This is a genomic window from Actinoplanes sp. CA-252034 (assembly GCF_050956125.1).
Taxonomy (GTDB): domain Bacteria; phylum Actinomycetota; class Actinomycetes; order Mycobacteriales; family Micromonosporaceae; genus Actinoplanes.
In genome coordinates this window covers 5,000,535-5,024,038 of sequence record NZ_CP191846.1, presented here as the reverse complement: position 1 = coordinate 5,024,038, position 23,504 = coordinate 5,000,535, and the positions used below count along the sequence as shown (strand labels likewise).

Sequence of the window (23,504 nt, the reverse complement as noted above, 5' to 3'; positions counted from 1 at the left end):
GTCAGCCCGTGGTGACCGGCAGCTCGGCGTAGCCGCGGAGCACCAGGCGGTCACGCAGCCTGGCCTCACCGGCGAGGGCGAGCCGGGGCAGCATGGTCAGCAGCAGCGGGAACGCCACCTGCGCTTCCAAGCGGGCCAGTGGCGCGCCGAGGCAGTAGTGCGCGCCGCCGCCGAACGAGACGGGCTGGATGTTGGGCCGGTCCGGGTCGAAACGGTGGGGGTCGGGGTAGCGCTCGGGGTCGTGGTTGGCCGAGCCGAGCAGCAGGTTGATGTCGGCGCCGGGTGCGAGGTAGCGGCCTTCACCGAGGTCGAGCGGCTCGGAGGTGTAGCGGGCGGCCATCTGCACGGGCGAGTCCCAGCGCAGCGTCTCCTCGACGAAGGCGGGCGCCAACTCGGGTGCGGCGCGCAGCCGGTCGGCCTGTTCGGGCTGGTCCAGCAGCAGCTTGAGCCCGGTGCCGAGCAGGTTGGTGGTGGTCTCGAAGCCGGCGACCAGCATCAGGACCAGGTTGGCGAGCAGTTCCTGGCCGGTGAGCCCGGAGTTGCCGGCGGCGAGGGCGCTGGTCAGGTCCTCGGCCGGGTGCTTCTGCCGTTCGGCGATCAGGCCGATGAAGTAGTCCTCCAGCTCGCGCCCGGCCGCGTCGGCCTTCGCCATCTCCTCCTCGGTGCTGATCGGCTCGAGGACGACAGTGAGGTCGGCGGCCTGCTCGCGGAACCAGTTGCGGTCGGTGTCGGGGACGCCGAGCAGGGCGCAGATCACCGCGATCGGCAGCGGGTAGGCGAACGCGCTGACGAAGTCGGCCCGCTCCGGCATCGCCTTGATCAGGTCGGTGGCCTGCGCGGTGATCATGTCGCGCATGGCGGCGACCCGGCGTGCGGTGAAGGTGGCGGCGGCCGCGCGGCGCAGCCGGGTGTGGTCGGGCGGGTTGGTCATCAGCATCGACTGGACGATCGATGCGACGCCCCGGTTGGCGCGCCAGTCCGGCCAGAAGCTGTCGTAGACGGCGGCGTCGGAGACGCGCACGCTCGGGTCGCGCAGCAGCCGGCTGGTCAGCGCGTGTGTGGTGACGAACCAGCGCCCGTCCAGCGCGGCGAAGATCGGCGCGTGCTCGCGGAGGACGTCATAGGCCGGGTACGGATTCCGCCGCCCCTCCGGCGAGAACAGTGATCCCAGCGCGGTGTCGAAGTCCATCCCGCAACTCAACCACACACCGTCCGGCGACCTGTCCGGGACTCCGAGATCATTTACCGCGGTCAACGGATAATGCCTGCATACAGGGTTTAGCGTCGCTAACATCTCGGGCTTGTAAGCACCCGATCACTGATATGGCGGCAGCGGACGAGGATCGCTGTGTCTCACGGGCTCGTTCGCGCATCAACTGCGCGCTCTCTCCCTCCCTGACCGGGGATCGACATTTCTCGGCGGAAAGGGGAAAGGCTCTTTTAGTGCGCTGAAGTCCATCGCGTACAGCGGATCCGGCGGCCTGCCGAGTCGGCTGGTAATACGCTCCAGCGATCGAGTGGCAATACTGCTCAACGACGATCCCGAATGCGTGCCGACCATTCCCGCGGCATGTATCCCCTGGGCGCGGACGAGCCGAGCGTGCTCGGACAGTTGGCGGTGTCCCGCCCGGTCTGCGAGGTCACCGCCTCGGCGGCGGCCGGAGCCGCCCACCGGTTCCGGGTGGCGTGATCGGCGACGGTAGGGTGCGGCGATGGCTGACCCTCGACCGATCACCTACTACGGCACGCCGGTTCTGCACCGCCGTTGTGCCGATGTCACCGTCTTCGACCAGGCACTGGCCGACCTGATCGAGGACATGTTCGCCTCCATGTACGCCGCCTCCGGTGTCGGGCTGGCCGCCAACCAGATCGGCGTCGACGCGCAGATCTTCGTCTACGACTGCCCGGACGCCGACGACGTGCGCCGCAAGGGCTACGTGGTCAACCCGGTGATCACGGCACTGTCCGACGAGCTCGACGACGGCACCGAGGGCTGCCTGTCGGTGCCGGGCCCGCGGGCGTCGGTGTCACGGGCGTCGGTCGCCACGGTCGCCGGCGTGGATCGTGACGGCGAACCGGTCACGGTCACCGGGACCGGTTACTTCGCCCGCTGCCTGCAGCACGAGACCGACCATCTCAACGGCACCCTCTACGTCGACCTGCTGCCCGAGACCCAGCGCGACGGCCTGCTGAGCGAGGCCGGCCTCGAGCCCCTGTCCTGACACGGCGGCGCACTCGTCGGCCGGGGACAGCCGGACGGCGGCGCCGCTGAACCGCCGCCCGGGGCCCCGGCGCCTGTCACGGGCACTCCTCACCGGGGCCGGGGGTGATCGTCAGGTCCGATCTCCGCCAGAGAACGGGCCGGCGCGCGGACATGCTGGAGCGCATGCACATCGTCTCCGGGCTCAAGGTCCTCTATTTCGGTACGCCCGTCGTGCTGATCAGCTCGCGTAATCCCGACGGTTCGACCAACCTGGCGCCGATGTCGTCGGCGTGGTGAGCCGGTGCACACGTCGCGGCTGGCCGAGGGGTGGCGGATGCCACACGATCTCCGCCGAACTGTCACACCGATGTCACACGACGGGGACGAGACCGCCACAGCGGTACGGAATACTGCCGTTTCGAGGTCGTGAGGAGGCCTTGATCGCGTATCGGGTGACGGCGTACCGGTTCGGGCGCCGTCACCCGGTCGTCTCCGGCCGGGACCGCAGCGGTGACGGTCGTCCGGACAGGGTGACCCCGCAGCGGCCGCCGATGCGAGGGCGGCCACACGGGCCGGTGTCATCTGTTCGACGAGAGCCGGCGCTGACGGTGGATGCCCAGGCCGACGGCGGCGGCCACGGTCAGGCAGGTGATGACCACGCCGACGGCGCCCCAGACCACCATCAGCACCGAGAGCCCGGCCCAGACGAGGGCGCCGGCAATCGCGACGATGGACAGCAGCACTCGTTTCGGGATCATCCGGACCGGGCGGGCGAGGGACGGGTCCTCCGCCGCCAGCTTTCCGACGATCTCCTCGAACTGTCGGCGTGTGTCTCTGGTGGACAACGTCGTCACCGCCCATCGTTACGTGGACCTTGCCCCTCCATGCATACCCCGTTTCGGCAACCACCCGCACGGCCCGTGGCGAATGGTTTTCACGGTGGGTCGATCAGGGAGCGGTAGTCGGCGGCTGTCAGCGGACCCCCGGTGACGGCGCCGTCACCGTCGGGCACCTGCAACGGCTGCCCGTTGCGGAGGAACGTGACGGCGGCGATGTCGGTGCGGGCCGTCAGGGTGCAGACGATCTGGCCGTACGCGAGCGCCTCGACGACCCGGCCGGCACCCTCCTCGGGGGCCCCGATCTCGACGGCCGCCGTGGCGCCGCCCGCCGGAACGGTCACCGTCAGCGCGGTCGCGGCCAGCGCCGTGGACAGGCCCTGTGCCTGCTCGGCCGGGGTCGGACCGGTGACCAGCAGGTCGAGCTGGCGTTGTGGCCGCAGCGGCACCCCGGATCGGCGCACCGTCTCGACGAGGCGCTCGTCGCGGGTCAGGCAGAGCACCTGCGCGACCTCCCCGGCCGGTTCGGCGGTGGCCGCCGAGGCGGTCGCGTTCAGTGGCTGACGGGGCAGGACGACCGGATGCGGCTCGTCCTGGGCCGGCACACCGCACGCGCTCAGCAGGAGCAGAGCGCTCAGGGTGACGGCCGGGCCGCGTACGCCGGTCATGTGGATGATCCCGGCAGGGTGATGCGGAATCGCGCTCCCCCGCCGGGCCGTTCGCCGACCTCGGCGCCGCCGCCGTGCGCGGCCGCGTGCCCGGCGACGATGGCCAGGCCGAGGCCGGTGCCGTCGCTGTCGCCGCGGGCGTGGGCGGCCGGGCCCCGGACGAACCGGTCGAAGACGGTGGCCCGGTCCTTCTCGGCCACGCCCGGCCCGGCGTCGTCGACCTCCAAATAGCCGGGGCCGACCCGGACCGCGACCGGCCCGCCGCCGTAGCGGACCGCGTTGTCGATCAGGTTGCCCAGCGCCTGCTCGATCCGGCGCCGGTCGACCGACCAGGTCGCCGGGGTGCCGGGCACCGTCTCGACCAGGCCGGCGGGCAGGTCACGGGAGCGGCAGACCCGCTGGGCCAGGGCCGGGACGTCGACCTCCTCACGGTGGGCGGGACGGTCGGTGCGGGCCAGTTCGAGCAGGTCGTCGACGAGCGCCTGGAAGCGGGTGATCTCGGCGGTGACCAGGGTGATCGCGGCGCCGGACCGCTCGTCGAGCCGGTCGCGGCGCTTGTCGAGGACGCTGGCGGCGGCCTCCAGGGTCTGCAGCGGGGACCGCAGCTCGTGGCTGACGTCGGCGGCGAATCGGCGGTCGCGTTCCCGACGGCGGGTCAGCTGGTCGGCCATGTCGTTGAAGGCGGCGGTCAGCGGGGCGAGATCGGGCTCGGTCGACGGGTCCAGGCGGGTGGTCAGGTCGCCGCCGGCGATACCACGGGCGGCCTCGGCCACGGCGGTCATCGGACGCAGTGCGTGCCTGGTGACATACCAGCCGACGGCCGCGCCGGCCGCCGCGACCATGATGGCGACGGCGGTGAGGACCAGGGCCAGGGTCTGCAGGGTGCGCTCCAGCTCGCCCAGCGAGATGATCTCGTAGAAGACCGCTGAGCCGGCGAGCGGCACGCCGACGATCAGAGCGGGCCGGCCGTCGCGGCGGATGCGCTGCGCGCCGGCCTCACCGGAGGCGGTCAACTCCTGCAGCCCCGGCGGTACGGCCGTGTCGACGGCCCGGTCGGCGCTGCGGGAGTGCCAGCGGCCGTCGAGGTGCAGCAGCACGAACCGGTCGGTGCCGGTGTCCAGCGCCCCGAGCACCTCCAGCACGTCCGGGGCGGGTCCGGCGAGCCCGGCGTCGACCACGGACGCGTCGTAGTAGGTGGCCCGTACGGCGGTGCGCTCCCGCTCGGCGAACAGGGTGCTGCGGACCGACTCGTACGACACCAGGCTGATGCAGGCGGACAGGATGAGCGCGCCCAGGGCGAAGGCGGCGCTGACCCTGGCCCGCAGGCCGATCGGTCTCACGGCTGCAGCTTGTAGCCCAGGCCGCGGACCGTCACCAGGTACCGCGGGCTGCCGGTCTCCTGCTCGATCTTCTGCCGCAGCCGGCCGACGTGCACGTCCACCACCCGCTCGTCGCCGAACTCGTGGCCCCACACGCGCTGCAGCAGCTGCTGGCGGGAGAGCACCAGGCCGGGGTGGTCGGCCAGCTCGCACAGCAGGCGGAACTCGGTGCGGGTCACGGCCACCGGCTCGCCGCCCAGCCGGATCTCGCCGGCCTCCGGGCGTACCTCCAGATCTCCGAAGGTCAGCACCGTCGTCTCCGGGACCGACGGCCGGTCGCCCGTGCGGCCGCGGCGCCGCAGGGCCCGCAGGCGGGCCGCCAACTCCTTGACCTTGACCGGTTTGACGACGTAGTCGTCGGCGCCGGCCTCCAGCGCCGCCACGATGTCGTGGGTGTCGTCATGGGCGCTGACCACCACGATCGGCACGTCGTCGTCGCGGCGCATCCGCCGGATGCACTCGTAGCCGTCCATCCCGGGCAGCATCAGGTCGATGAGGACGGTGTCGGCCCGGTGCCGGCGTTGCGCCGTCAGCCCCTCCTCGGCGGTGGCCACCGCGTGGGCGGTGTAGCCCTCGTCCTCCAAGGCCATCGCCAGGGACAGTCGGATCCGGTCGTCGTCCTCGATCAGCAGCACCGCGCTCATGCCGTCAATCCTGTCGCGTGTATCGGCGATCGGCCCGTTTGTCATGGAACTGTCATGGTGGCGGGAAGGTTCCGCAGATCGGGGCGTGCATTCTGGCGGTCGTCGAGCCGGAAGGGGTCCACGATGACCGGGCTGAGTCTGATCGCGGCGGTGACCGTCGGCGCCTTCCTCGGTGCCGCCGGGCGGATGGTGGCCGTCCGGTGCCGTACCGCGCCGTGGTGGCTGCCGCCGGCGGCCGGGGTGGCCGCCGCGTTGCTGGCCACGGTGGCGGTCCGGATGGCGACGGCCGGTGGTCCCGGCCCGACCCTGGTGGAGCTCGTCCTGCAGGTGCTGTTCGCGGCGGCCGGGGTCACGCTCGTGGCGCTGACGGCCGACCGTCCGGGCCCGGTGACCTCGCCCGGGGAGACGCGATGAGCGGGTCCAGTGGTCAGGTCCGGGATGTCGCCGGGGCCAGGGTGGTGATGCTGCCGGCCGATCTCGATCAGCGGCTGGCCGACCGGCTGCGGCCGGCCCTCCTCGAGGCGGCCGAGTCCGGCCGGGACCTGGTGATCGACATGCGGGACGCGGCGACCATCGACCCGGCCGGGCTGGGGCTGCTGGTGCGCGCACACCGGGCGGCCCGGCAGCACGGCGCGACGCTGTGCCTGGTGGCGCCGTCACGGTTCGTGCTCACGGTTCTGCACACCATGCGACTGGACGGGGTGTTCCCGATCTTCGCGGATCTGCAGGCCGCGCTGGCCATGCCGGAGCGGTCGGCCGCGTCCGCGTGACGCCCGGGGCTGTTTCGGGTCGTCCGGTCACCGGCTAATGTGTGGCGCGGGGCGAGCGCTCCGGGGTGAGCGGGTGCCTGATGACGACTCTGACTGCGCAGTTCGACGTTCCGATCGGTGTGGACTCCCCGCGGACGTGCCGTAAGGCCGTGCTCGCGGTTCTCGCCGTCTGGGGCTACGTCGAGGACGACTGGGCGGCCGGCGCGTCGGTGGTCGTCAGCGAGCTGGTCACCAACGCGGTGCAGCACGGCGCCGGGTCGGTCCAGATCGGCCTCGAGGCGTACGGTCCGCAGGTCGTCGTGTCGGTCGCCGACGGGTCGTCGGCCGCGCCACGCCGCCGGGAGCCCGACGGCCGGGGCGGGCGCGGGCTGGTCCTGGTCGAGGCGCTGACCCTCCGCTGGCACGTCGAGGAGCACGAGGGCGGCAAACGGGTCCGGGCCGAGCTGCGGCTCTATCCCGACGTCGACGGTCCGCCCGTCCCGTCCGGCAGCGCCCGGGACGAGCCGCTCAGCGGCTAGGGTCGCCGGGCGGTTCGATCGCGGCGATGGCGGCGGCCTCGCCGGGATCCGGCTCGGCGGTGTCCAGGAACGCGCGCAGCACCTCGACCGCCACGTCCGGCGCCAGCCGCTTCAAGCTCATGGCCAGCACGTTCGCGTCGTTCCAAAGGCGGGCGCCACGGGCTATCCACGGATCCCAGGCGAGTGCCGCGCGGACGCCCGGAACCTTGTTCGCCGCGATCGCCGTCCCGGTGCCGGTCCAGCACATCACCACGCCGTAGTCGGCACGGCCGTCGACGACCGCATCCCCGACGAACCGGCCCAGGTCGGGCCAGGCCGGTGATCCGTCCGGGCGGATCACGTCGTGTCCGTCCTCGATCAGCGCGCCGGCCACCGCCCGGGTCGTCTCGTTCTGGTCGTCACAGGCGAACGCGATCCGCATCCCGCCCACCTTAGGGCCTGAACCTGGGCGGATCCGGCCCGCGGCCCGCCGGCGCCGTTCTACGTTGGCCCGGTCGTCTCACCCTCGGGAGAAACCCATGCGGCTCGCTGTCGGACTCGTCGCCGTCTGCGCTCTGGCGGCGCCGGCCGTACCCGCGGCTGCGGCGCCCGCCGTTACCGCGACCGCGGCGCCGGCCGTTCCCGCGACCGCGGCCCCCGGCGTTCCGGTGACCGCGGGCCCGCCGGGAATGGCAGGCCTGCTGCTGACCACGGCGGATCTGCCGGCCGGATACCGGGCCGTCCCGGCGGACGAGAACCCGTACCGGACGGATCTGTTCGAGGTGATCGGGAAGGGTGCGCCCTGCCGGCTGCCGGCGGAGCTGTCCTACAGCAGCTTCACCTGGGAGCGCTCGGTCAGCGCCACCTTCCTGCGGGAGGGCGACGGCAGCGAGGACGACGAGACGATGGCCGAGGTGGTGGCCGACCGGGGCGCCGGGGTGGCCGGTGCGCTCGTGGACGCGGCAGCCGCGATGCCGCGGCAGTGCCCGGAGATCGACACGCCCCGCAGCCGGATCAGCATGTCGCCGATCACCGTGCCCACGATCGGTGACCGGTCGGCCGCCTTCCGGGTCGACGTCGGCACCAAGTCGAACAGCGCCTCGGAGGGGGTGTCCGAGTACTACTTCGACAGCTGGTCGTACCTCAGCATCGCGGTCGCCGCCGTCGGGACCCGCAGTGTGGTCGTGGTGCTGATGGGGACGTCCGAGCAGCCCGGCATCGATCTGGCCGAGATCACCGGCGAGGCCGTCGCCCGGGTACGGTCCGGTCAGGCGCCGTAGGAGCACCCACCGGAGCCGACGTACGGCTGCGGCCGGCGACCCGCTATCGCGGCAGGGTGGTCCAGTCGGCGGTCAGGTAGGTCTCGTAGCCGATCACGGCGGGCACCCGGACGTCGAGTCGCCCCGCGTCGGTGGTCAGCATCTGCTCGTAGCCGAGCAGGACACCGGTCCCCGGGTCGACGATCAGGGTGTGCCGGGTCGGCAGGCCACTCTCGGCGCTGGTCACCGAGAACGCGGCGCCGGTACGCCCGGCGCGGTCGGTGACCGTCCCGTCGTGGGTGAGGCCGGGCAGTCGCGCGACGACCCGCAGGGCCGCGGCCCGGGTCGCCGGGGTCAGGAGCCGCTCCCGGACCAGATCGGTGACCGCCACGATGGTCTCGACGGGGCCGTTCTCCCGCGGGTGGGCGATGTGCAGCCAGTCGTCGAGGTCACCGGCCGGGGGCTGACCGGCCCACATCGCCGGGAACCGCCCGGCCGGATAGTCCTCGGAGGTGGCGTCGAGGCCGTCGCCGAACAGGTTCTGCGCCCGCCACAGCCACTCGCTCGCGGGGGACGTGAACTGCGCGTCCTCGAATCGGGTGTCACGCCGCCCGGAGTCGTCGGGTCCGCGCCACGACTCGGCGCGCGACGGGATGACAGCGGACGCGACACGTTCGCCGTCGACGGAGGTCCAGAGCCCCCATGACTCGACGACCAGATGCTCGTGGTCGCCGGTGCGGGCCGCGGCGGGCGCCCCGGCCGCTCGGTCGGCGATGGTGACGAGCAGCTCGGAAGCCGCACCGTCACCCCCACTGAACTGCAACAACGCCGGAGTGGCGGCGAACGCGGGCCGTGGCTGTGGAGCGAACTGGAGGCCGGCGACCCCGAGCAGCGCCAGGGAGGCGGCCGCGGCCACGAGACGGCGGGCGACGGGCCTCGCCGGCCGGGGCGGTGAGGTGGCGAGGATACGGTCGAGGTCGGCCCGCCGGTCGTGCGGGGCGGTCAGCGGGCGGCCGTCGGTGGGGTCGGCCGGGCCGAGCAGGCGGCGGACCTCGCGGGTCGGGGATGGGCTCACGATGGCTCTCCTCTCAGGGTGGTCACGCGGGTCGGGCCGGCGGGTGACAGCGCCTGCCGCAGCCGGGCACGGGCCCGGTGCAGCCGCATCGCGAACGCGGGCAGGGAGCAGCCGGCCGCTCTCGCCGCCTGACGCAGGGTCAGGCACTCCCACGCGACCAGGCGCAACGCCTCGGCGTCGGACTCGGACAGGCCGGAGAGGGCCGACGCGAGGCTGACCCGGCCGGCCACCTCGTCGGCGTGGTCACCAGCCCAGAGCTCACCGTGATCGGCAGCCCGCACGGTCAGCGCCGCGCGGCGGCCGGCGCCCCGGACCTCGTTGGCCAGCACTCGGCGCGCCGTCCCGTACAGCCAGGGCAGCGCGTCGGCCGGAACCTCCGGCAGCCGCCGCCAGGCGACGAGGAACACCTCGGCGACGACGTCACGCACCGCGGCGTCGTCGATGCGGCGGCGCACATAACGTTCGACGGCGTCGTAGTGCTGCTCGTACAGCACCGTGAACCGTTGCTCCGACTTCGCCATTCGACCTCCCACCATGCCTGTGTCCGGCACGGCGCGGATGTTCACCGGAGGACTCGCAGAAAATCCAGGGCAGGACCATGAGGGGGTACGGCCACGCCTCCCCGACCGCAGCGCACGCCGTCCCGTCCGTCCCCCGCGACGGGGCTGCCCACTCGCGGCCGGGACGCGGCCGCCGGGCCGGATGCGGTGGGTGCGGATGTGGTGCGCCGGCAGGCACGGGCCCGCGGTGACGGGGCCGCTCGGGTCAGCCGTCGAAGTGCAGGGTGATGCCGCCGCCGCCGAGGCCGGCGTAGACGTGCGGGTTGCGGGTCATCACGTCGGCGCCGCACTCCAGGGCCAGCCAGGCGGCCAGGGCGTGTGGATAGCTGCCGACGATCCGGTGCACGCCGGCGACCATCCGCCAGTCGTCGGGATCGTCGACGACCAGTTGGGCGGCCGCGTGGCCGAGCAGGATGTCGAGCCAGCCGAGCTCTTCCTCGGCGATCAGGGCGGCCGCCTCGACCAGGCAGGGCAGTGGGACGAGAAAGCAGCCACCCTCGATGTCGATCTCGGCCAGCAGCTCGCCGACGGCGATGCTGCCCCGGGCGAAACCGGTGATGGCGCTGGTGTCGAGGATCAGGGCGACGGGACGTGGGCCGGGCCGATCGGTCACGCGGCGCGCAGGCGGGCGAGCAGCGCGGCCCGCGCCTTCGGGTCACGGCGGGCCCGGGCGTCGGCGAGCGAGCGGCGGGCACGGTCGAGGCCCTCGGTGGTGACGGGCCGCCCGTTCTCGGCGAGCACGTCGACGAGCGGCCGGCCGTCGGTGTCGGGGTTGCTCATGACGTCAGGGTACGGCGTGGGCCTGCGCGATGACCAGCTCAGCACTTCTTCCAGACGAGGCCGAACGTGGAGCCGGTGGTCGAGTCGAGGGTGAGCACGCTGCGCCCGGAGGCGGACCCGGACCGTACCCGCAGCTCGAGGTTGACGTTGAGGTGGCGTCTCTGGCCGCACGGCTGGTAGATGCGTGCCTTCTCGGCGATCTTCCTGCTGCGCTGCCACGGGCCGGTGACCGGGCCGGTGAACGACTGCGCGACCCGGCCGGTGCGGCTGTCGCCGGCCCAGTAGAAGGACGTCACCTGGGTGCCGGACGCGCCGCTGCGCAGGGTGGCCGATCCGCTGTTGGCGATCCGGGAGATCGCCCAGGTCCAGCCCTTGCGGCCGGAGACGGCGAGCGCGATCTGGCAGTTCTTGCGGAAGTCGAGCGGGGAGGCGCCGGCGCCGGCCGAGGCGGTGAACGCCCGGTAGGTGACCTTGAACGACGTGCCCTTGGCCGGGGCGGTCACGTCGGCGGTGCCGGCCGGGCAGCCCGATCGGTTGGCGGAGACGATCGCGACGGTGACCTTGCCGGGCGGCGGCGCTGAGGCGGCGGACGACGGGACGGCCGCGGTCGCGGTCAGGGAGACGAGCAGCGCGGTTCCGGTGGCTACGGCGTGAAGCATGGCGACCTCTCAGGTGCTTGCGGTGGGTGCACGGTTTCGGCCCATTCCCTTAACGTACGTTTCGCCGCGATTGCCCATCGAGATCACCGCCGTATTTCGGCCGTGCGGGGGATGCCGGGATGGCCCGTGGGTCCCGGATCGGATGGCGGGGCTCCCCGCGGGGTCCCGGTGACGCCTTCGCCGACACCGGGCTGACACCGGCCGTTCTCTACAACGGACCCGGCAGGTGATTTCCACGGAGAATCGAGGACCGGATCATGAATGAGGCGACGATCGTCGTCGACGGGGTGCGCAAGCGCTTCGGGCCGACGCAGGCGCTGGACGGGATGTCGTTCGCCGTCCCGGCCGGGCAGGTCACCGGGTTCATCGGGCCGAACGGGGCCGGCAAGTCCACCACCATGCGGGTGATCCTCGGGCTGGACCGGCCGGACGCGGGGACCGCGCTGGTCGACGGGCGGCCGTACCGCAGCCTACGACGCCCGCTGTGCCATCTCGGGTCGCTGCTGGACGCGGCGGCGTTGCAGCCGAGCCGGACCGCCCGCAACCACCTGCTGTGGATCGCCCACTCGCAGGGTCTGGGCGCGGCCCGCGTCGACGAGGTGCTCGACCAGGCCGGATTGGGGCGGGTGGCGCGGCGCGCGGCCGGCGGCTTCTCACTCGGCATGCGGCAGCGGCTGGGGATCGCCGCGGCGCTGCTCGGCGACCCGCCGTCGCTGATGCTGGACGAGCCGTTCAACGGTATGGATCCGGAGGGCATCATCTGGATGCGCGGGTTCCTGCGGTCGATGGCCGGGCAGGGCCGGGCCGTCCTGGTGTCCAGCCATCTGATGAGCGAGTTGCAGGACTGCGCGAGCCGGGTGGTGATCGCCGGCCGGGGGCGGGTGATCGCCGACATGGCGGTGGCCGACCTGCTGCGGTCGGCGTCGGGCGGCCGGGTCACGGTGCGCACGGACGCGCCGGAGGCGGTCGCCGTGCTGCGCGCGGCGGGTGGCGCCACGACGGCCGGGGCCGGCACGGTCACGGTGTCCGGGCTGGAGCCGGACCGGGTGATCGCGGCGCTGACCGCGGGGGCGGTGCCGTTCTCCGAGGTGGCGGCACACCGGGCGTCGCTGGAGGACGCGTACCTGGAGCTGACCCGCGAGGCCGTCGAGTACCGGGCGTCGGAGGCGACGCGATGAGGTCCGAGTGGACGAAGTTCCGGACGATCCGCGGGTTCGTCATCGCCATGATCGTCGCGGGTGGGGTGATCCTCGGGCTCGGGCTGACGCCGATGTCCGGGACCTGCACCGAGGAGACCTGCCGGCAGCCGGTCGGGCCGGAGGGCGAGGAGGTCCGCGACAGCTTCTACCTGCTGCACCGGTCACTCACCGGGGACGGCGAGATCACCGCCCGGGTGACGTCGATGACCGGCCTGGTGCCCGACATCCCGGCCGGCGAGGGCGGCGGGGCCGGCGGGGCCGGCGCCGGGCGCGCTGCCGGGCCGGGTGGCGGCGCGGGCATGCGGCCGGGGCTGGTCCCCTGGGCCAAGGCGGGTCTGATCATCAAGGACGGTACGCGACGCGGGTCGGCGTACGCGGCGGTGATGGTGACCGGCGGCCACGGTGTGCGCCTGCAGCACGACTTCGTCCACGACCGGGCCGGGCGGCCGGGGGCGGTCAGCGCGTCGTCGCCGCGCTGGCTGCGGCTGACCCGGGCCGGCGACACGATCACCGGCTCGTCGTCGGAGGACGGCGTGCGGTGGGACACCGTCGGCGTGGTGCGTCCCGCCGGGATGCCGGCGACCGTGGAGATCGGCATGTTCGCGACGTCACCGCAGTTCGTGGCGGCGACCAACGGCGCCGGGGACTCGAGCGGCCCGACCGAGGTGCGGGCCGTCTTCGACAACATCAGTGGCGGGGCCTCCGGCTGGACCGGCGAGGGCGTCGGCGGCGACGGGGGTCATCAGCGCACCGGCGACGGGTTCACGCTGACCGGATCCGGCGACATCGGGCCGGCCGTGGTCGGGGCGGCCGGGCTCGGCGTGTCCGTCACGCAGACGCTGATCGGCACGTTCGCCGGGTTGGTGCTGGTCGTGGTCGTCGGGGCGGCGTTCATGACCGGCGAGTACCGGCGCGGCATGATCCGCACGACCCTCGCGGCCGGACCGGGCCGGGGCCGGATGCTGCTGGCCAAGGCGGCGGTCATCGGCGCGGTGACGTTCGTGGCGGGGCTGGTCAGCGCGGCCACGGTGGTCGCCGTCGGCCGGCGGCTGCTGACCGCCCACGGGGTGTACGTGCTGCCCGCAACCGCGCTCACCGAGGCACGGGTGATCATCGGGACGGCGGCGCTGCTCGCGGTCGCGGCCGTCCTGGCGCTCGCGATCGGGGCGATGCTGCGGCGCAGCGCCGTGGCGATCAGCGCGGTCGTCGGGCTGATCGTCCTGCCGTACCTGCTGGCGCTGACCGTGCTGCCGGTGGGCGCGGGACAGTGGCTGCTGCGGGTCACCCCGGCGGCGGCGTTCGCGGTGCAGCAGAGCGCCAGGCAGTTCCACCAGGTCGAGAACCTGTACACGCCGGTCGCCGGATACTTTCCGCTGCCCTGGTGGGCCGGGTTCGGGGTGCTGTGCCTGTGGACGGGCGCGGCCCTCACCGGTGCGGTCGTGCTGCTGCGGAGGCGGGACGCGTGAACGCCCTGCGTGCGGAGTGGACGAAGTTCCGTACCGCTCCCGGAGGCCTCTGGCTCCTGGCGGCGATCGTGGCGCTGACCGTCGGTGGTGGGGCGGCGACCCTCGCCTCGGTGACGACCGGGGATCTGGCCGAGCGCAGCCTCACCGGGGTGCAGCTCAGCCAGGCGGTCGCGGCGGTGGTCGCGGCGCTCGTGGTCGGCGGCGAGTACCGCACCGGGATGATCCACACGACGTTGGCGGCGGTGCCGCGACGGATCACGGTGTTGGGCGCCGAAGCCGTCGTCGTCGCCGGGGTGGTGGCCGTCTCGGGAGCCGTGGCGGTGACCGGGAGCATGCTGGCCGGGCGGTGGATACGGCCGGCGCTGGCGCTCGGGGACGCGGCGGTGCTGCGGGCGGCGTACGGCTCGGTGCTCTATCTGATGTTGATCTCCTTGCTCACCGTGGGGGTGACGGTGATCGTCCGCGACACGGCTACGGCCATCGGTGTCGTGCTCGCTCTGCTCTACGTGTTCACGATCGTCGCGCAGACGGTGCCCGACGCGGACGTCCGGGAGGACCTGAAGCAGATCGCGCCGATGAGCGCGGGGCTGGCCGTCCAGGCCACCCAGGATCTGGCGACCCGGGCCATCGCGCCGTGGCACGGACTGGGTGTGCTGGCGCTGTGGGCGTGCGGGGCGCTGCTCGCCGGTGGCGTGCTGTTGCGGGTGCGTGACGCCTGATCGTCATGGGGCGGGCGGCGGCCCGTCGCCGGGCGGCGCCGGTGGTCTTCTGACACCGGGCTGTCACCGGGTGGCTGACACGATGGGTGGTATGAGAGTGCTGGTGGTGGAGGATTTCGCGATCCTGGCCCGGACGATCGGCGTCGGCCTGCGCCGTGCGGGGATGGCCACCGACGTCGTCGGTGACGGTGACAGCGCCCTGGAGCGCCTCGCCGTCAACCGCTATGACGTGGTGGTCCTCGACCGGGATCTGCCGGGCACCCACGGCGACGACGTGTGCCGCCGGATCGTCGCCGGCCACCAGGGGTGCCGGGTGCTGATGCTCACCGCGGCCGGCACCGTCCGGGACCGGGTCGACGGGCTGGGCCTGGGCGCCGACGACTATCTGCCGAAACCGTTCGACTTCGACGAGCTGGTCGCCCGCGTCCGCGCCCTGGCCCGCCGCCCGCCGGTGCTGGTCCCGCCGATCCTGCAGCGCGGCGACCTGACCCTCGACACGGGCCGGCGCACCGCCGCCCGCGCCGGCCGCCGTCTGGATCTCAGCCCCAAGGAGCTGTCCGTGCTGGAGTGCCTGATGGCCGCCGGCGGTCGGGTGGTGCCCGCAGAGGAGCTGCTGGAACGGGTGTGGGACGAGGCCGCCGACCCGTTCACCACCGCGGTGAAGACGACGGTCCGCCGCCTGCGGACGAAACTCGGCGAGCCGCCCGTGGTCCACACCGTCCGTGCGGGCGGTTACCGGATCGGTGAGCCGTGACCCGCCGCCGGCTGGCCCTGCGCACCCAGCTCACCCTGCTCTACGCCGTCCCGTTCACCATCACCGGCACCGTCCTGGTGACCGTCTCGCTGCTGGCCGGCCGCGAGTCGGTGCCCGCCGGCACCGGTGTGCCACCACCCCAGGCCGGCCCGTCCGGCGCCGGCTTTCCGCTCGGCCCGTGGTCGGTGCTGATGGCCGTCCTCGTGCTGGTGTCGCTGATCCTGGGCCGCCTGGTCGCGGGCCGGTTCCTGCGTCCGGTGCGGGTCATCACCGCGACGGCCCGCGACATCTCCGCCAGCGACCTGCACCGCCGGCTCGGCGACATCGGCGGGCCGGACGAGTTCGCCGAGCTGGCCGCCACTCTGGACGGCCTGTTCCACCGTTTGGAGACGGCGTTCGCGGCCCAGCGGCAGTTCATCGCCAACGCGTCCCACGAGTTGCGGACCCCGCTGACCGCCGAGCGCGCCCTGCTCCAGGTGGCCCTCGCCGACCCCGACGTCACCGTCGCCTCGCTCCGGGAGGCCTGTGACGAGGTGCTCCGGCTGGGCGCCGCCCAGGAGCACCTGCTCGAGGCCCTGTTCACCCTGGCCAGCGGTGAGCAGGGAGTCGAGGCGCGGCGCCCGTGCGACCTCGCCGACCTGACCCGCGCAGCCCTGCGGGCCCGCCCCTCCCCCGGCGTCCCCGGTTCCCCGGCGGCGACATCGCACACCGCTGAGCCCGGTACGGTCCTTGAGCCGCTCACCGTCGAGGTCAGCCTCGCTCCGGCCCCGCTGACCGCCGATCCGCGCCTGCTGGGGAGCCTGATCGCCAATCTGGTCGACAACGCGGTGCGCCACAACGTCCCCGGTGGCCGCGTCGAGGTGGAGACCTCAGCGGCCGGCGGCGCGGCCCGTCTGGTCGTCCGCAACTCGGGCCCGGTCGTGCCGCCCGCCGAGATCGACCGTCTCTTCGAGCCGTTCCAGCAGCTGCACCGGCAGCGGACCGGGCACGGCGACGGCCACGGGCTGGGCCTGGCCATCGTCCGGGCGATAGCGGCCGCACATCAGGCCACGGTGGTGGCGACCGCCCGCCCGTCCGGTGGCCTCGACGTCACCGTGGTGTTCCCCTGACCCGACCGTGGTGTTCCCCGGACCCGACCGTGGTGTTCCCGTGACCCGACTGTGGTGTTCCCCTGACCCGCGACCCGAGTCGGGCGCCCGGGTGTCAGGACAGGACCGGGACGGTCCAGGCGTCGAGCCAGGCGGGGATCTCGGCAGGCGGCAACGGGCGGCACATCAGGTAGCCCTGCGCCTGCTCACACCCCATGTCACCGACCGCCGTCAGGGTCTGCTCGTCCTCGATGCCCTCGGCGACCACGGTCAGGTCGAGGGCGTGGGCCAGGTCGATGATCGCGCCGGCAATGGCCCGGCCCCGGTCGGTGGTGAGGATGCCGGCGGTGAACTTGCGGTCGATCTTCAACTCGTCCAGGGGCATCGACTGCAGGTAGCTCATCGAGGAGTAGCCGACGCCGAAGTCGTCGATGGAGATGCGTACTCCCTTGGCGCGTAGCCGGGCCAGGGCCCCGGCGGCGGCCGACGGGTCGATGATCAGGAACGACTCGGTGATCTCCAGGGTGAGCCGGCCGGCGTCCGCGTCGTGGCGGCGGATCAGCTCCTCCACGCGCGCCGGGAACCCGCTGTCGCGCAGGCAGGCGGCGCCCACGTTCACCGCGACCGGCACGTCACGGCCGGCCGACCGCCACCGCTGCTGCTCGCTCAGGGCCAGGTCCAGGACGGCGTCGGTGAGCGCCAGCATCAGGTCGCTCTGCTCGGCCTCCGGCACGAACGCGTGCGGTCCGAGCAGTCCGCGGATCGGGTGACGCCAGCGCACCAGCGCCTCCATGCCGGCGACCGCCCGGTCCGGCAGGCTGATCTTGGGCTGGTAGTGCAGCTCCAGCTCGCCCCGGTCGATGCCGCAGCGCAGGTCGGCCAGCAGGGTGAGCTGCTCGAAGCTGTTGCCGTCGTTCTCCACCTCGTACCCGGCGACGCCCAGGTGGTTGCGTTTGGCGTGGTACATCGCGACGTCGGCGTGCTGCAGCAGCTCCTCGGCCGAGCCGCTGGGCGACGGGTAGTACGAGTAGCCGATGCTCCCGCTGATGTCCACGGTGAGCCCTCCCAGCTCGGCCGGCCCGCACAGCTCGGTGAGCAGGCGTTCGGCGACCGTGCCGGCGTCGGCGAGCTCCTCGACGTCGGCGAGCAGGATCGCGAACTCGTCGCCGCCGAGCCGGGCCACCAGGTCGGCCGGGCGGGTGGCGCCGCGCAGGCGACGGGCCACCTCCATCAGCAGCAGGTCGCCGGAGTGATGCCCGAGCGTGTCGTTGACCTCCTTGAACCGGTTGAGGTCGAGCAGCAGCAGGCCCACGCCCGGTCCGCCGCGGTCGGCCTCGGTGATCGCCCGGGCGACCCGATCGGTGAGCAGGCGGCGGTTGGCCAGCCCGGTCAGGCCGTCGTGGGAGGCCCGGTAGTCGTTGTCGGCGGCCTGCCGTTCGGTGCGCTTCTGGTACGCCAGCAGCACCAGCCCGCACAGGATCACCAGCAGCAGGTCGGCGATCGACAGGACCTTGACGGCGATCAGCTGGCGGGCGATGTCACGCTTGGCGTCGCGCAGCACGACCGAGATGCTCAGGTTGTTACGGGCCACGTTGACCGAGGCCTGCCGGCGCAGCCCGGAGGCGCTCAGGGCGGCCTGCTTGGCGAACTTCAGGGTCCCGGACCGGTCGCCGGCCGACGCCGCGTCGATCAGGTTCCGCAGCGTCCAGGTGTAGCCGCCGTACGCGTTCTGCAGCGCCATCGCCTGCCGGGTGTCCGGTTCACCGCCGTTGGCGAGCAGCCAGCGCAGGTTCGGCTCGGCCGACCCGATCGAGGAGAGCAGCGGCTGCCGGTCGTTCTCGTCGGGCGCGTCGAGGTAGTCCTCGAGCAGCTCGTACTCGATGCTGATCTTGAGATAGATCTCGTTCCACTGCTGGCTGGTCTGCTGGGTGGCGGCCGCGATGTCCGCCGCGCGCGCGGCGGAGCGGCTGCTGACCACCGCCATCCCGGCGAGCAGACCCAACCCCACGGTCAAAGCCACCACGGCGGTACGGGCGACCGCACGCCGCCGTAACCAATCCCGCATGGAACCCTCCCCGGTTCATATCGGCCGGGCCACCGGGTGATTGAGGGCTCAGCCGCGGGTGGGTGCTGCCGATGGGAAGCCGGTGAGGGTCGCAGCTTTCGCTCTCGTGGTGACGTCGCTGCTCACCGCATGCACCGCCGAGGCGCCGCGGACGCCGGACCCGCCCGCGCTGGTGGTGGCCGGGCGCCAGGTCGACTTCGTCTCCGAGCTCACGGCCGGCTTCGTCCAGGGCGTGCAGCGCGTTCCCGGGATGACCCACGTGGTCACCGGACCGGACATCGTCGACAACGCGAGCGAGCTCCGCGCCATTCAGGGCTTCCTGAACGGCTCGCGCGGGTCGATCACGCTGTTCACGTTCGCTCCGGAGCTGTTCGCCGACTCACTGAGCCGGGCGGCCGCGGCCGGCACACCGGTGATCGCGTTGCACTCGGTTCCGGCGCCGGGCTCCGGGGTGTCGCTCTACATCGGCAACGACAACCTGGCGCTGGGCACCCGGCTGGGCGAGGCGGTGGCGAATCGTCTGCCGGCCGACGCCGAGGGCGTGGTGATCATCGGTTCGCCGCATCCGGGTATCACCGTGCTCGACGACCGGGCCACCGGCGTGCGTGCGGCCGTGCAGAGGTTGCGGCCGAACGTGACCGTGATGGGGCCGTTCGACACCAAACAGCCCCCGACGGCGAACATGCAGGCGTGGCGGACGCTGCAGGAGGCCAATCCGGGCGCGCTCGCGTTCATCGGGGTGGGCGGTCAGGACGCCCACAATCTGGCGCTGCTGCGTGACGCCGGGACGACCCGGGTGGACGGCGGGTTCGGCACCGACCCGTACGCCCTGGAGCTGACCGCCGCGGGGGCGATGGCGCTGGTCTCCACCGAGCCGTACCTGCAGGGTCTGCTGGCGGGCGCGATCCAGGCCCGCTGTGCCAAGGACGGCTCGCCGCTGCCGGCCGGCTGGCTGCCGGCGCCCGGGATCGTGGTGGACGAGTCCAACGCTGCGGCGGTCCTCGCCCGGCAGCGGACACCGGAGGCCCGGCAGGCGTGGTTCGCGCCGGGCGCCGACGCGATCCTCGCCGAACTCGACGACCGGCTGCGCCCACTGGACGACGCGCGCTGACCGGTCAGTTGACGCCGAGGGACACGCCGATCGAGCGGCCCTCCTCCACCGCGTCGGTCCACGCCTGCGAGGCGGGCTTCGTGCCCTTCTCGATGGCGTCGAGTTGGGCCACGAAGGCCTCATGGATCTTTCCGTCGGCGGGCGCCTCGTACACCCGATGGGCTTTCCGGGCCGATTCGGCGAAGATGCCGACCGTCTTCTGGCCTCCGAAGAACGGATCCGGCTCCATCAGGGCCGGCATCTCGAACGCGGCGGTGGCCGCCGGGAAGAGCCCGGCCTCGGTGAACGCGACGGCCTGATTGTCCGGGGCCAGGATCCATTTGATGATCTCGAAGGAGAGCGCCGGGTCGGCGCTGCCCTGCGGGATGGCCAGGAACGAGCCGCCGTAGTTGGCGCCGATCGCCGGCCCGGACGCGACGCGCCATCTGCCGGACGAGGCCGGGGCCAGGCTCTTCAGGTCGTAGCCGAGCCAGGACGCGCCGAGGGCGGTGGCGATCGTGCCCTCCGCCAGGGCCTTGGCCCAGCCGTCGCCGTCGGTGCCGCCGATCCGGGCGACCAGGTCGTGCTCGATCAGCCGGATGCCGAGGTCCCAGGCTCGTCTGACGTGCGCTTCGCCGCCGACGTAGTGGTTGGTCTCGTCGATGTAGCGCCGCACACCCTGACACAGCATGATCGTGTAGAGCTCGCTGCTGTTGCGGACCAGTTTGACCGACGGGAGCGCCTTCACCAGCTTGCGCCCCATCGTGATGTAGTCGTCCCAGGTGCGCACGGTCGCGGCCATCTTCGCGGGATCGCCGGGCAGGCCGGCCTTCTCGATCAGGTCGGCGCGGTAGAAGGTGGCGGTCGGGCCGATGTCGATGGGGAAGCCGATCTGCCGGTTGTCCGGCGAGGCGGCCTGCTGCCACTTCCACGGCACGTACTGGCCCATCAGCTCGTCGGCGCCGAGGGTGTGCAGGTCGACGAAGAAGTCGGCCCGGGGCACCAGGGCGGCGATCTCCTCGCCCTTGATGCCCACGATGCCGGGCAGATCGGTGCCGTCGTTGAGGATCTGGACGAGCTGGTCACGGTAGGCGCCCTCGAGCTGGACCGCGGTGAGCTCGGTCCGGTCCGCGAACCGGGTCGCGGCCCGCTTGAGCACGTCGGCGCTGAGACCGCCGGGCCAGTAGAGCAGACGGGTCTGGTCGCTCTCGGCGGTCGCCGTCTCCTGGCGGCAGCCGGCCAGTCCAGCGGCGCCGGCAAGTCCGGCCAGGAGCGCCCGCCGCCTGGATATAGGTAGCAAAACGGCCCCTTTCGCCTCCCCGACGGTACCGCAGCCCGAGGCCCGGTCGGGCCCCTACGCCGAGGGCGGGCGGCGGGCAGCGGGCAGCCGAAACGACAGGCGCGGCCGGGGCCGGGCCTGGGCACAGGGGCGCCCCGGCCCGGCCCCGGCCTCGAGCCCGAGCCGCGCCGAGGCGGACCTTCTAGATGGCTGTGAGGCGCCAGAGGTTGTCGGCCGTGCCGTTGTCGGACTCCTGGACCACCTGGGTGCCCCAGGCCGTTGCGCCGTTGAGGACGGCCAGGAGCCTCCCGCTGTTCACGTTGCGGATCTTGTAGAGGCCGTTGCCCTGGTCGAGCAGGGTCCAGCGGTGGTCGGCGGTGCCGTTGTCGTCCCATTGCAGGACGACGGCGTTGTCGGCGGTCGACATGTCCTGGACGCCGAGGACCTTGCCGCTGTTGACGTTGCGGAACCGGACCGCGTCGCCGTCGGTGACGCGCACCCAGCTGTGGTCCAGCGTGCCGGTGTCGCCCCAGGTCACGGCGAGCCCGCCGTTGGCCACCGACATGTCCCGGATGCCGAGGACCAGCCCGGTGGCGTTGTTGACCAGCTTGTAGGTGGGCGTGGTCAGCCAGTAGACGTTGTAGTTGATGGCGTGCGCGTTGTAGAACGGCACCAGGTTGACGGTCGCGCCGTTCGCGGTGGCGGTGGTCCGGGTGACCGAGGAGACCGTCAGCGACGGCGGCGAGGTGAGCGCCGTGTCGCCGTAGTTGCCGGCCAGCACGGTCGGGCCGTAGGTGATGGCCTGCAGACCGGGGTTGTCGTTGGCGGCGCGCAGCACGATCCGCATCGGCAGGCGTACCACGATCGTGTCGTTCGCCGCCCAGGTGCGGGTGATCGTGGTGTACGTGCCGGGCGCGCTCGTGGTGACCGCCGTGCCGTTGACGGTGATGGTGGCGCCGCTGGTCCAGGACGGGATGCGGACCCGGATGCTCCACGAGCCGCTCATCGTGCCGGTGAGCTTCAGCGTCGTGGTGTCGCTCTCCGGGAACGTGGTGGTCTGGGTGACGGTGATGCCGCGCTGGCTCCAGGTCAGCACCGACGGCGCGAACAGGTTCACCGTCAGCGTGGTCCCGCTGTAGTGGTAGATCGACTCGGCGAGCCGGGTGTTGACCTCGACGCCGGTGCCCTGGCAGCACCAGAACGTGCCGTAGTCGGTCGACCAGGTGCCGCCGCCCCAGGCCGGGCCGACACCGCGGCGGCCGCCCGGGCGAAGGGGGGTGAAATAGGTGACGTGCCCGTAGGGCGAGGCCGGGTTCTGCGCGCCGAGGACGTGGTTGAGCAGCGCCTGCTCGTAGTAGTCGAAGTAGGCGGCCCGGTCCGGTTCGGTCACCCACAGCTCGTTGGTCAGGCGCAGCATGTTGACGGTGTTGCAGTGCTCGCACGTGTCGTTGGTGAGGTAACCGGCGATCGCTCCGGCCGGGCGGAAGTGCTCGGCCTGGCTGTTGCCGCCGATCGCGTACGTGTGCGCGCCGACCGTGATGTTCCAGGCGTTGCGCGCGATGTCGCGGTAGCGGGTGGTGCCGGTGGCCTTGTACTCGCGGGCCGCGCCGATCCACTTCGGCACCTGCGTGTTGGCGTGCAGCCCGTTGAGGCTGTCGGTGCCGGCCGCGAGCGGGTCGAAGACGACGGCGTGATCGAAACGGCGGGCCACGGTCAGCCAGCGGGAGTCGCCGGTCTGCTGGTGGAGGTCGGTGAGGACGGCGTTCATGCCGCCGAACTCGGTCTGCAGCATGGCCTGCATCTGGGCGGTCGTCAGCGCGGCGGTACGGGTGTCGACCCACGCGGCGAGCTTGAGGACGACGTCGCGGGCCTGGGTGCCGCCGATGAGCCGCCACACGTCGAGCAGCCCGGCGAGCGTCTTGTGGATGCAGTAGTAGGGCACGTTGCCGTTGGTCAGCGTGCGGTTGTGCACGGCCGTGATGTCGGCCTCCGGGAACCCGGACAGGTAACCGTTGGCGGCCTGGCATTTCGCCAGCTCGGCGACCATGTAGTTGGCCTTGTCACGGCAGGTCGTGTCGCCGAGGACGGCCCACGCCTGCGCCCACGCGGTCAGGAAGTGCCCCTGCACGTGGGAGCGGAACGGGAAGGTGGGCGCGTCCCAGCCGCCGTTGGCCGCGGCGCCGCCGGTGGACAGGCCGTGGTTGGCGCGGAAGACGTAGAGCAGCCGGTCGACGTCGACGAACCGGAGGTAGGCCAGGGTGCGGCTCTGGTTGTCCATGAGCCGGCCGGCGGTGAGCCGCACCTGGCCGAGGGGGAAGGTGTAGGCCGAGACACCGGTCTCGGCGGCGGACGCGGGGAGACCGGGCATCACGGACAGGGCGGCGCCACCGACGGCGGCGCCCAGGATGCTGCGGCGGGTGAGCGGGAGCATGGCTCTCCTCAGTGGGGGTACGGGGAGATTTCGCCTGTGTTACGCGCCACATGTTATCGATAACAATTGGTGTGTCAAGGCTC

The 23,504-nt window shown here is 72.7% G+C and carries 26 protein-coding genes and 1 pseudogene; 13 read left to right on the top strand and 14 right to left on the bottom strand.

The annotated features are described in order from the left end of the window. Window position 1: 1 nt before the first annotated feature. Window positions 2-1,189 carry a cytochrome P450 gene (locus tag ACQPZW_RS22805; protein ID WP_433796953.1) on the bottom strand — a complete coding sequence of 396 codons (1,188 nt, stop codon included), beginning with the start codon at window positions 1,187-1,189 and terminating at the stop codon, window positions 2-4. A 357-nt stretch (window positions 1,190-1,546) separates the two neighbouring features. Between ACQPZW_RS22805 and ACQPZW_RS22800 the strand changes: the two genes are divergently transcribed. The 3 genes and pseudogenes from ACQPZW_RS22800 to ACQPZW_RS22790 form a co-directional block, all read left to right on the top strand. After that, window positions 1,547-1,690, top strand: a complete 144-nt coding sequence (locus ACQPZW_RS22800; RefSeq protein ID WP_433796952.1) for a hypothetical protein — start codon at window positions 1,547-1,549, stop codon at window positions 1,688-1,690. 22 nt (window positions 1,691-1,712) lie between these two features. Continuing rightward, window positions 1,713-2,222, top strand: coding sequence for a peptide deformylase (gene def / locus ACQPZW_RS22795; protein ID WP_433796951.1), 510 nt, complete (start codon window positions 1,713-1,715; stop codon window positions 2,220-2,222). Window positions 2,223-2,386: 164 nt separating this feature from the next. Beyond that, a pseudogene (locus ACQPZW_RS22790) lies at window positions 2,387-2,497 on the top strand (flavin reductase family protein); the annotation flags it as partial. Between the two features lie 284 nt (window positions 2,498-2,781). Here ACQPZW_RS22790 and ACQPZW_RS22785 read toward each other — a convergent pair. From ACQPZW_RS22785 to ACQPZW_RS22770, 4 genes are all read right to left on the bottom strand, one after another. Next, window positions 2,782-3,048, bottom strand: a complete 267-nt coding sequence (locus ACQPZW_RS22785) for a DUF3040 domain-containing protein (protein ID WP_433796950.1) — start codon at window positions 3,046-3,048, stop codon at window positions 2,782-2,784. 89 nt (window positions 3,049-3,137) lie between these two features. Then, complete coding sequence (locus tag ACQPZW_RS22780; protein WP_433796949.1) at window positions 3,138-3,707, bottom strand: GerMN domain-containing protein; 570 nt, start codon at window positions 3,705-3,707, stop codon at window positions 3,138-3,140. Then, window positions 3,704-5,047 (bottom strand): ATP-binding protein, encoded by a 1,344-nt coding sequence (locus ACQPZW_RS22775; protein ID WP_433796948.1) that lies wholly within the window; start codon window positions 5,045-5,047, stop codon window positions 3,704-3,706. Before ACQPZW_RS22775 ends, ACQPZW_RS22780 begins: the two co-directional genes overlap by 4 nt. Beyond that, entirely contained in the window at window positions 5,044-5,730 is a 687-nt protein-coding gene (locus ACQPZW_RS22770) for a response regulator transcription factor (protein ID WP_433796947.1), read from the bottom strand. Before ACQPZW_RS22770 ends, ACQPZW_RS22775 begins: the two co-directional genes overlap by 4 nt. 123 nt (window positions 5,731-5,853) lie before the next feature. Between ACQPZW_RS22770 and ACQPZW_RS22765 the strand changes: the two genes are divergently transcribed. The 3 genes from ACQPZW_RS22765 to ACQPZW_RS22755 all read left to right on the top strand — a co-directional run bounded on the left by ACQPZW_RS22765 (window position 5,854) and on the right by ACQPZW_RS22755 (window position 7,018). Beyond that, window positions 5,854-6,144 carry a hypothetical protein gene (locus ACQPZW_RS22765; protein ID WP_433796946.1) on the top strand — a complete coding sequence of 97 codons (291 nt, stop codon included), beginning with the start codon at window positions 5,854-5,856 and terminating at the stop codon, window positions 6,142-6,144. Then, window positions 6,141-6,500, top strand: a complete 360-nt coding sequence (locus tag ACQPZW_RS22760) for an STAS domain-containing protein (protein WP_433796945.1) — start codon at window positions 6,141-6,143, stop codon at window positions 6,498-6,500. Before ACQPZW_RS22765 ends, ACQPZW_RS22760 begins: the two co-directional genes overlap by 4 nt. An 80-nt stretch (window positions 6,501-6,580) precedes the next feature. After that, window positions 6,581-7,018, top strand: a complete 438-nt coding sequence (locus tag ACQPZW_RS22755) for an ATP-binding protein (RefSeq protein WP_433796944.1) — start codon at window positions 6,581-6,583, stop codon at window positions 7,016-7,018. Here the strand turns inward: ACQPZW_RS22755 and ACQPZW_RS22750 are convergent. Then, window positions 7,008-7,439: an RpiB/LacA/LacB family sugar-phosphate isomerase gene (locus tag ACQPZW_RS22750; protein ID WP_433796943.1), complete on the bottom strand. Its 432-nt coding sequence runs from the start codon at window positions 7,437-7,439 to the stop codon at window positions 7,008-7,010. The genes ACQPZW_RS22755 and ACQPZW_RS22750 overlap by 11 nt on opposite strands. A gap of 97 nt (window positions 7,440-7,536) precedes the next feature. On the opposite strand from ACQPZW_RS22750, the gene ACQPZW_RS22745 reads away from it, so the two are divergent. Beyond that, window positions 7,537-8,277: a hypothetical protein gene (locus ACQPZW_RS22745; protein WP_433796942.1), complete on the top strand. Its 741-nt coding sequence runs from the start codon at window positions 7,537-7,539 to the stop codon at window positions 8,275-8,277. A gap of 43 nt (window positions 8,278-8,320) precedes the next feature. Here ACQPZW_RS22745 and ACQPZW_RS22740 read toward each other — a convergent pair whose 3' ends face one another. The 5 genes from ACQPZW_RS22740 to ACQPZW_RS22720 all read right to left on the bottom strand — a co-directional run bounded on the left by ACQPZW_RS22740 (window position 8,321) and on the right by ACQPZW_RS22720 (window position 11,330). Then, a complete protein-coding gene (locus ACQPZW_RS22740; RefSeq protein WP_433796941.1) occupies window positions 8,321-9,331 on the bottom strand; it encodes a CU044_5270 family protein in 1,011 nt (336 codons plus the stop codon). Beyond that, the gene (locus ACQPZW_RS22735; RefSeq protein WP_433796940.1) at window positions 9,328-9,852 is read right to left on the bottom strand and encodes an RNA polymerase sigma factor; all 525 of its coding nucleotides are present in this window, start codon (window positions 9,850-9,852) and stop codon (window positions 9,328-9,330) included. The genes ACQPZW_RS22740 and ACQPZW_RS22735 overlap by 4 nt, the downstream gene beginning before the upstream one ends. A gap of 244 nt (window positions 9,853-10,096) precedes the next feature. Continuing rightward, on the bottom strand, window positions 10,097-10,504 hold the full coding sequence (locus ACQPZW_RS22730; RefSeq protein WP_433796939.1) for a hypothetical protein: 408 nt from the start codon (window positions 10,502-10,504) through the stop codon (window positions 10,097-10,099). After that, window positions 10,501-10,671, bottom strand: coding sequence for a hypothetical protein (locus ACQPZW_RS22725; RefSeq protein ID WP_433796938.1), 171 nt, complete (start codon window positions 10,669-10,671; stop codon window positions 10,501-10,503). The genes ACQPZW_RS22730 and ACQPZW_RS22725 overlap by 4 nt, the downstream gene beginning before the upstream one ends. A 38-nt stretch (window positions 10,672-10,709) precedes the next feature. Further along, window positions 10,710-11,330: a DUF4360 domain-containing protein gene (locus ACQPZW_RS22720; protein WP_433796937.1), complete on the bottom strand. Its 621-nt coding sequence runs from the start codon at window positions 11,328-11,330 to the stop codon at window positions 10,710-10,712. 257 nt (window positions 11,331-11,587) lie between these two features. Between ACQPZW_RS22720 and ACQPZW_RS22715 the strand changes: the two genes are divergently transcribed. The 5 genes from ACQPZW_RS22715 to ACQPZW_RS22695 all read left to right on the top strand — a co-directional run bounded on the left by ACQPZW_RS22715 (window position 11,588) and on the right by ACQPZW_RS22695 (window position 16,577). Then, window positions 11,588-12,508: an ABC transporter ATP-binding protein gene (locus ACQPZW_RS22715; protein WP_433796936.1), complete on the top strand. Its 921-nt coding sequence runs from the start codon at window positions 11,588-11,590 to the stop codon at window positions 12,506-12,508. Further along, a complete protein-coding gene (locus ACQPZW_RS22710) occupies window positions 12,505-13,995 on the top strand; it encodes an ABC transporter permease subunit (RefSeq protein ID WP_433796935.1) in 1,491 nt (496 codons plus the stop codon). Before ACQPZW_RS22715 ends, ACQPZW_RS22710 begins: the two co-directional genes overlap by 4 nt. Further along, a complete protein-coding gene (locus ACQPZW_RS22705) occupies window positions 13,992-14,714 on the top strand; it encodes an ABC transporter permease (RefSeq protein ID WP_433796934.1) in 723 nt (240 codons plus the stop codon). The genes ACQPZW_RS22710 and ACQPZW_RS22705 overlap by 4 nt, the downstream gene beginning before the upstream one ends. 91 nt (window positions 14,715-14,805) lie before the next feature. Further along, entirely contained in the window at window positions 14,806-15,468 is a 663-nt protein-coding gene (locus ACQPZW_RS22700; RefSeq protein ID WP_433796933.1) for a response regulator transcription factor, read from the top strand. Then, window positions 15,465-16,577, top strand: a complete 1,113-nt coding sequence (locus ACQPZW_RS22695; RefSeq protein WP_433796932.1) for a sensor histidine kinase — start codon at window positions 15,465-15,467, stop codon at window positions 16,575-16,577. The genes ACQPZW_RS22700 and ACQPZW_RS22695 overlap by 4 nt, the downstream gene beginning before the upstream one ends. A gap of 94 nt (window positions 16,578-16,671) precedes the next feature. On the opposite strand, the gene ACQPZW_RS22690 is transcribed toward ACQPZW_RS22695, so the two are convergent. Next, window positions 16,672-18,621, bottom strand: coding sequence for a putative bifunctional diguanylate cyclase/phosphodiesterase (locus ACQPZW_RS22690; protein WP_433796931.1), 1,950 nt, complete (start codon window positions 18,619-18,621; stop codon window positions 16,672-16,674). Window positions 18,622-18,703: 82 nt separating this feature from the next. On the opposite strand from ACQPZW_RS22690, the gene ACQPZW_RS22685 reads away from it, so the two are divergent. Then, a complete protein-coding gene (locus tag ACQPZW_RS22685) occupies window positions 18,704-19,732 on the top strand; it encodes a sugar ABC transporter substrate-binding protein (RefSeq protein WP_433796930.1) in 1,029 nt (342 codons plus the stop codon). 4 nt (window positions 19,733-19,736) lie between these two features. Here ACQPZW_RS22685 and ACQPZW_RS22680 read toward each other — a convergent pair whose 3' ends face one another. Both ACQPZW_RS22680 and ACQPZW_RS22675 read right to left on the bottom strand, forming a co-directional pair. Beyond that, a complete protein-coding gene (locus ACQPZW_RS22680; RefSeq protein WP_433796929.1) occupies window positions 19,737-21,011 on the bottom strand; it encodes an ABC transporter substrate-binding protein in 1,275 nt (424 codons plus the stop codon). Between the two features lie 181 nt (window positions 21,012-21,192). Further along, a complete protein-coding gene (locus tag ACQPZW_RS22675) occupies window positions 21,193-23,421 on the bottom strand; it encodes a beta-L-arabinofuranosidase domain-containing protein (protein ID WP_433796928.1) in 2,229 nt (742 codons plus the stop codon). Between the last annotated feature and the right edge of the window lie 83 nt (window positions 23,422-23,504).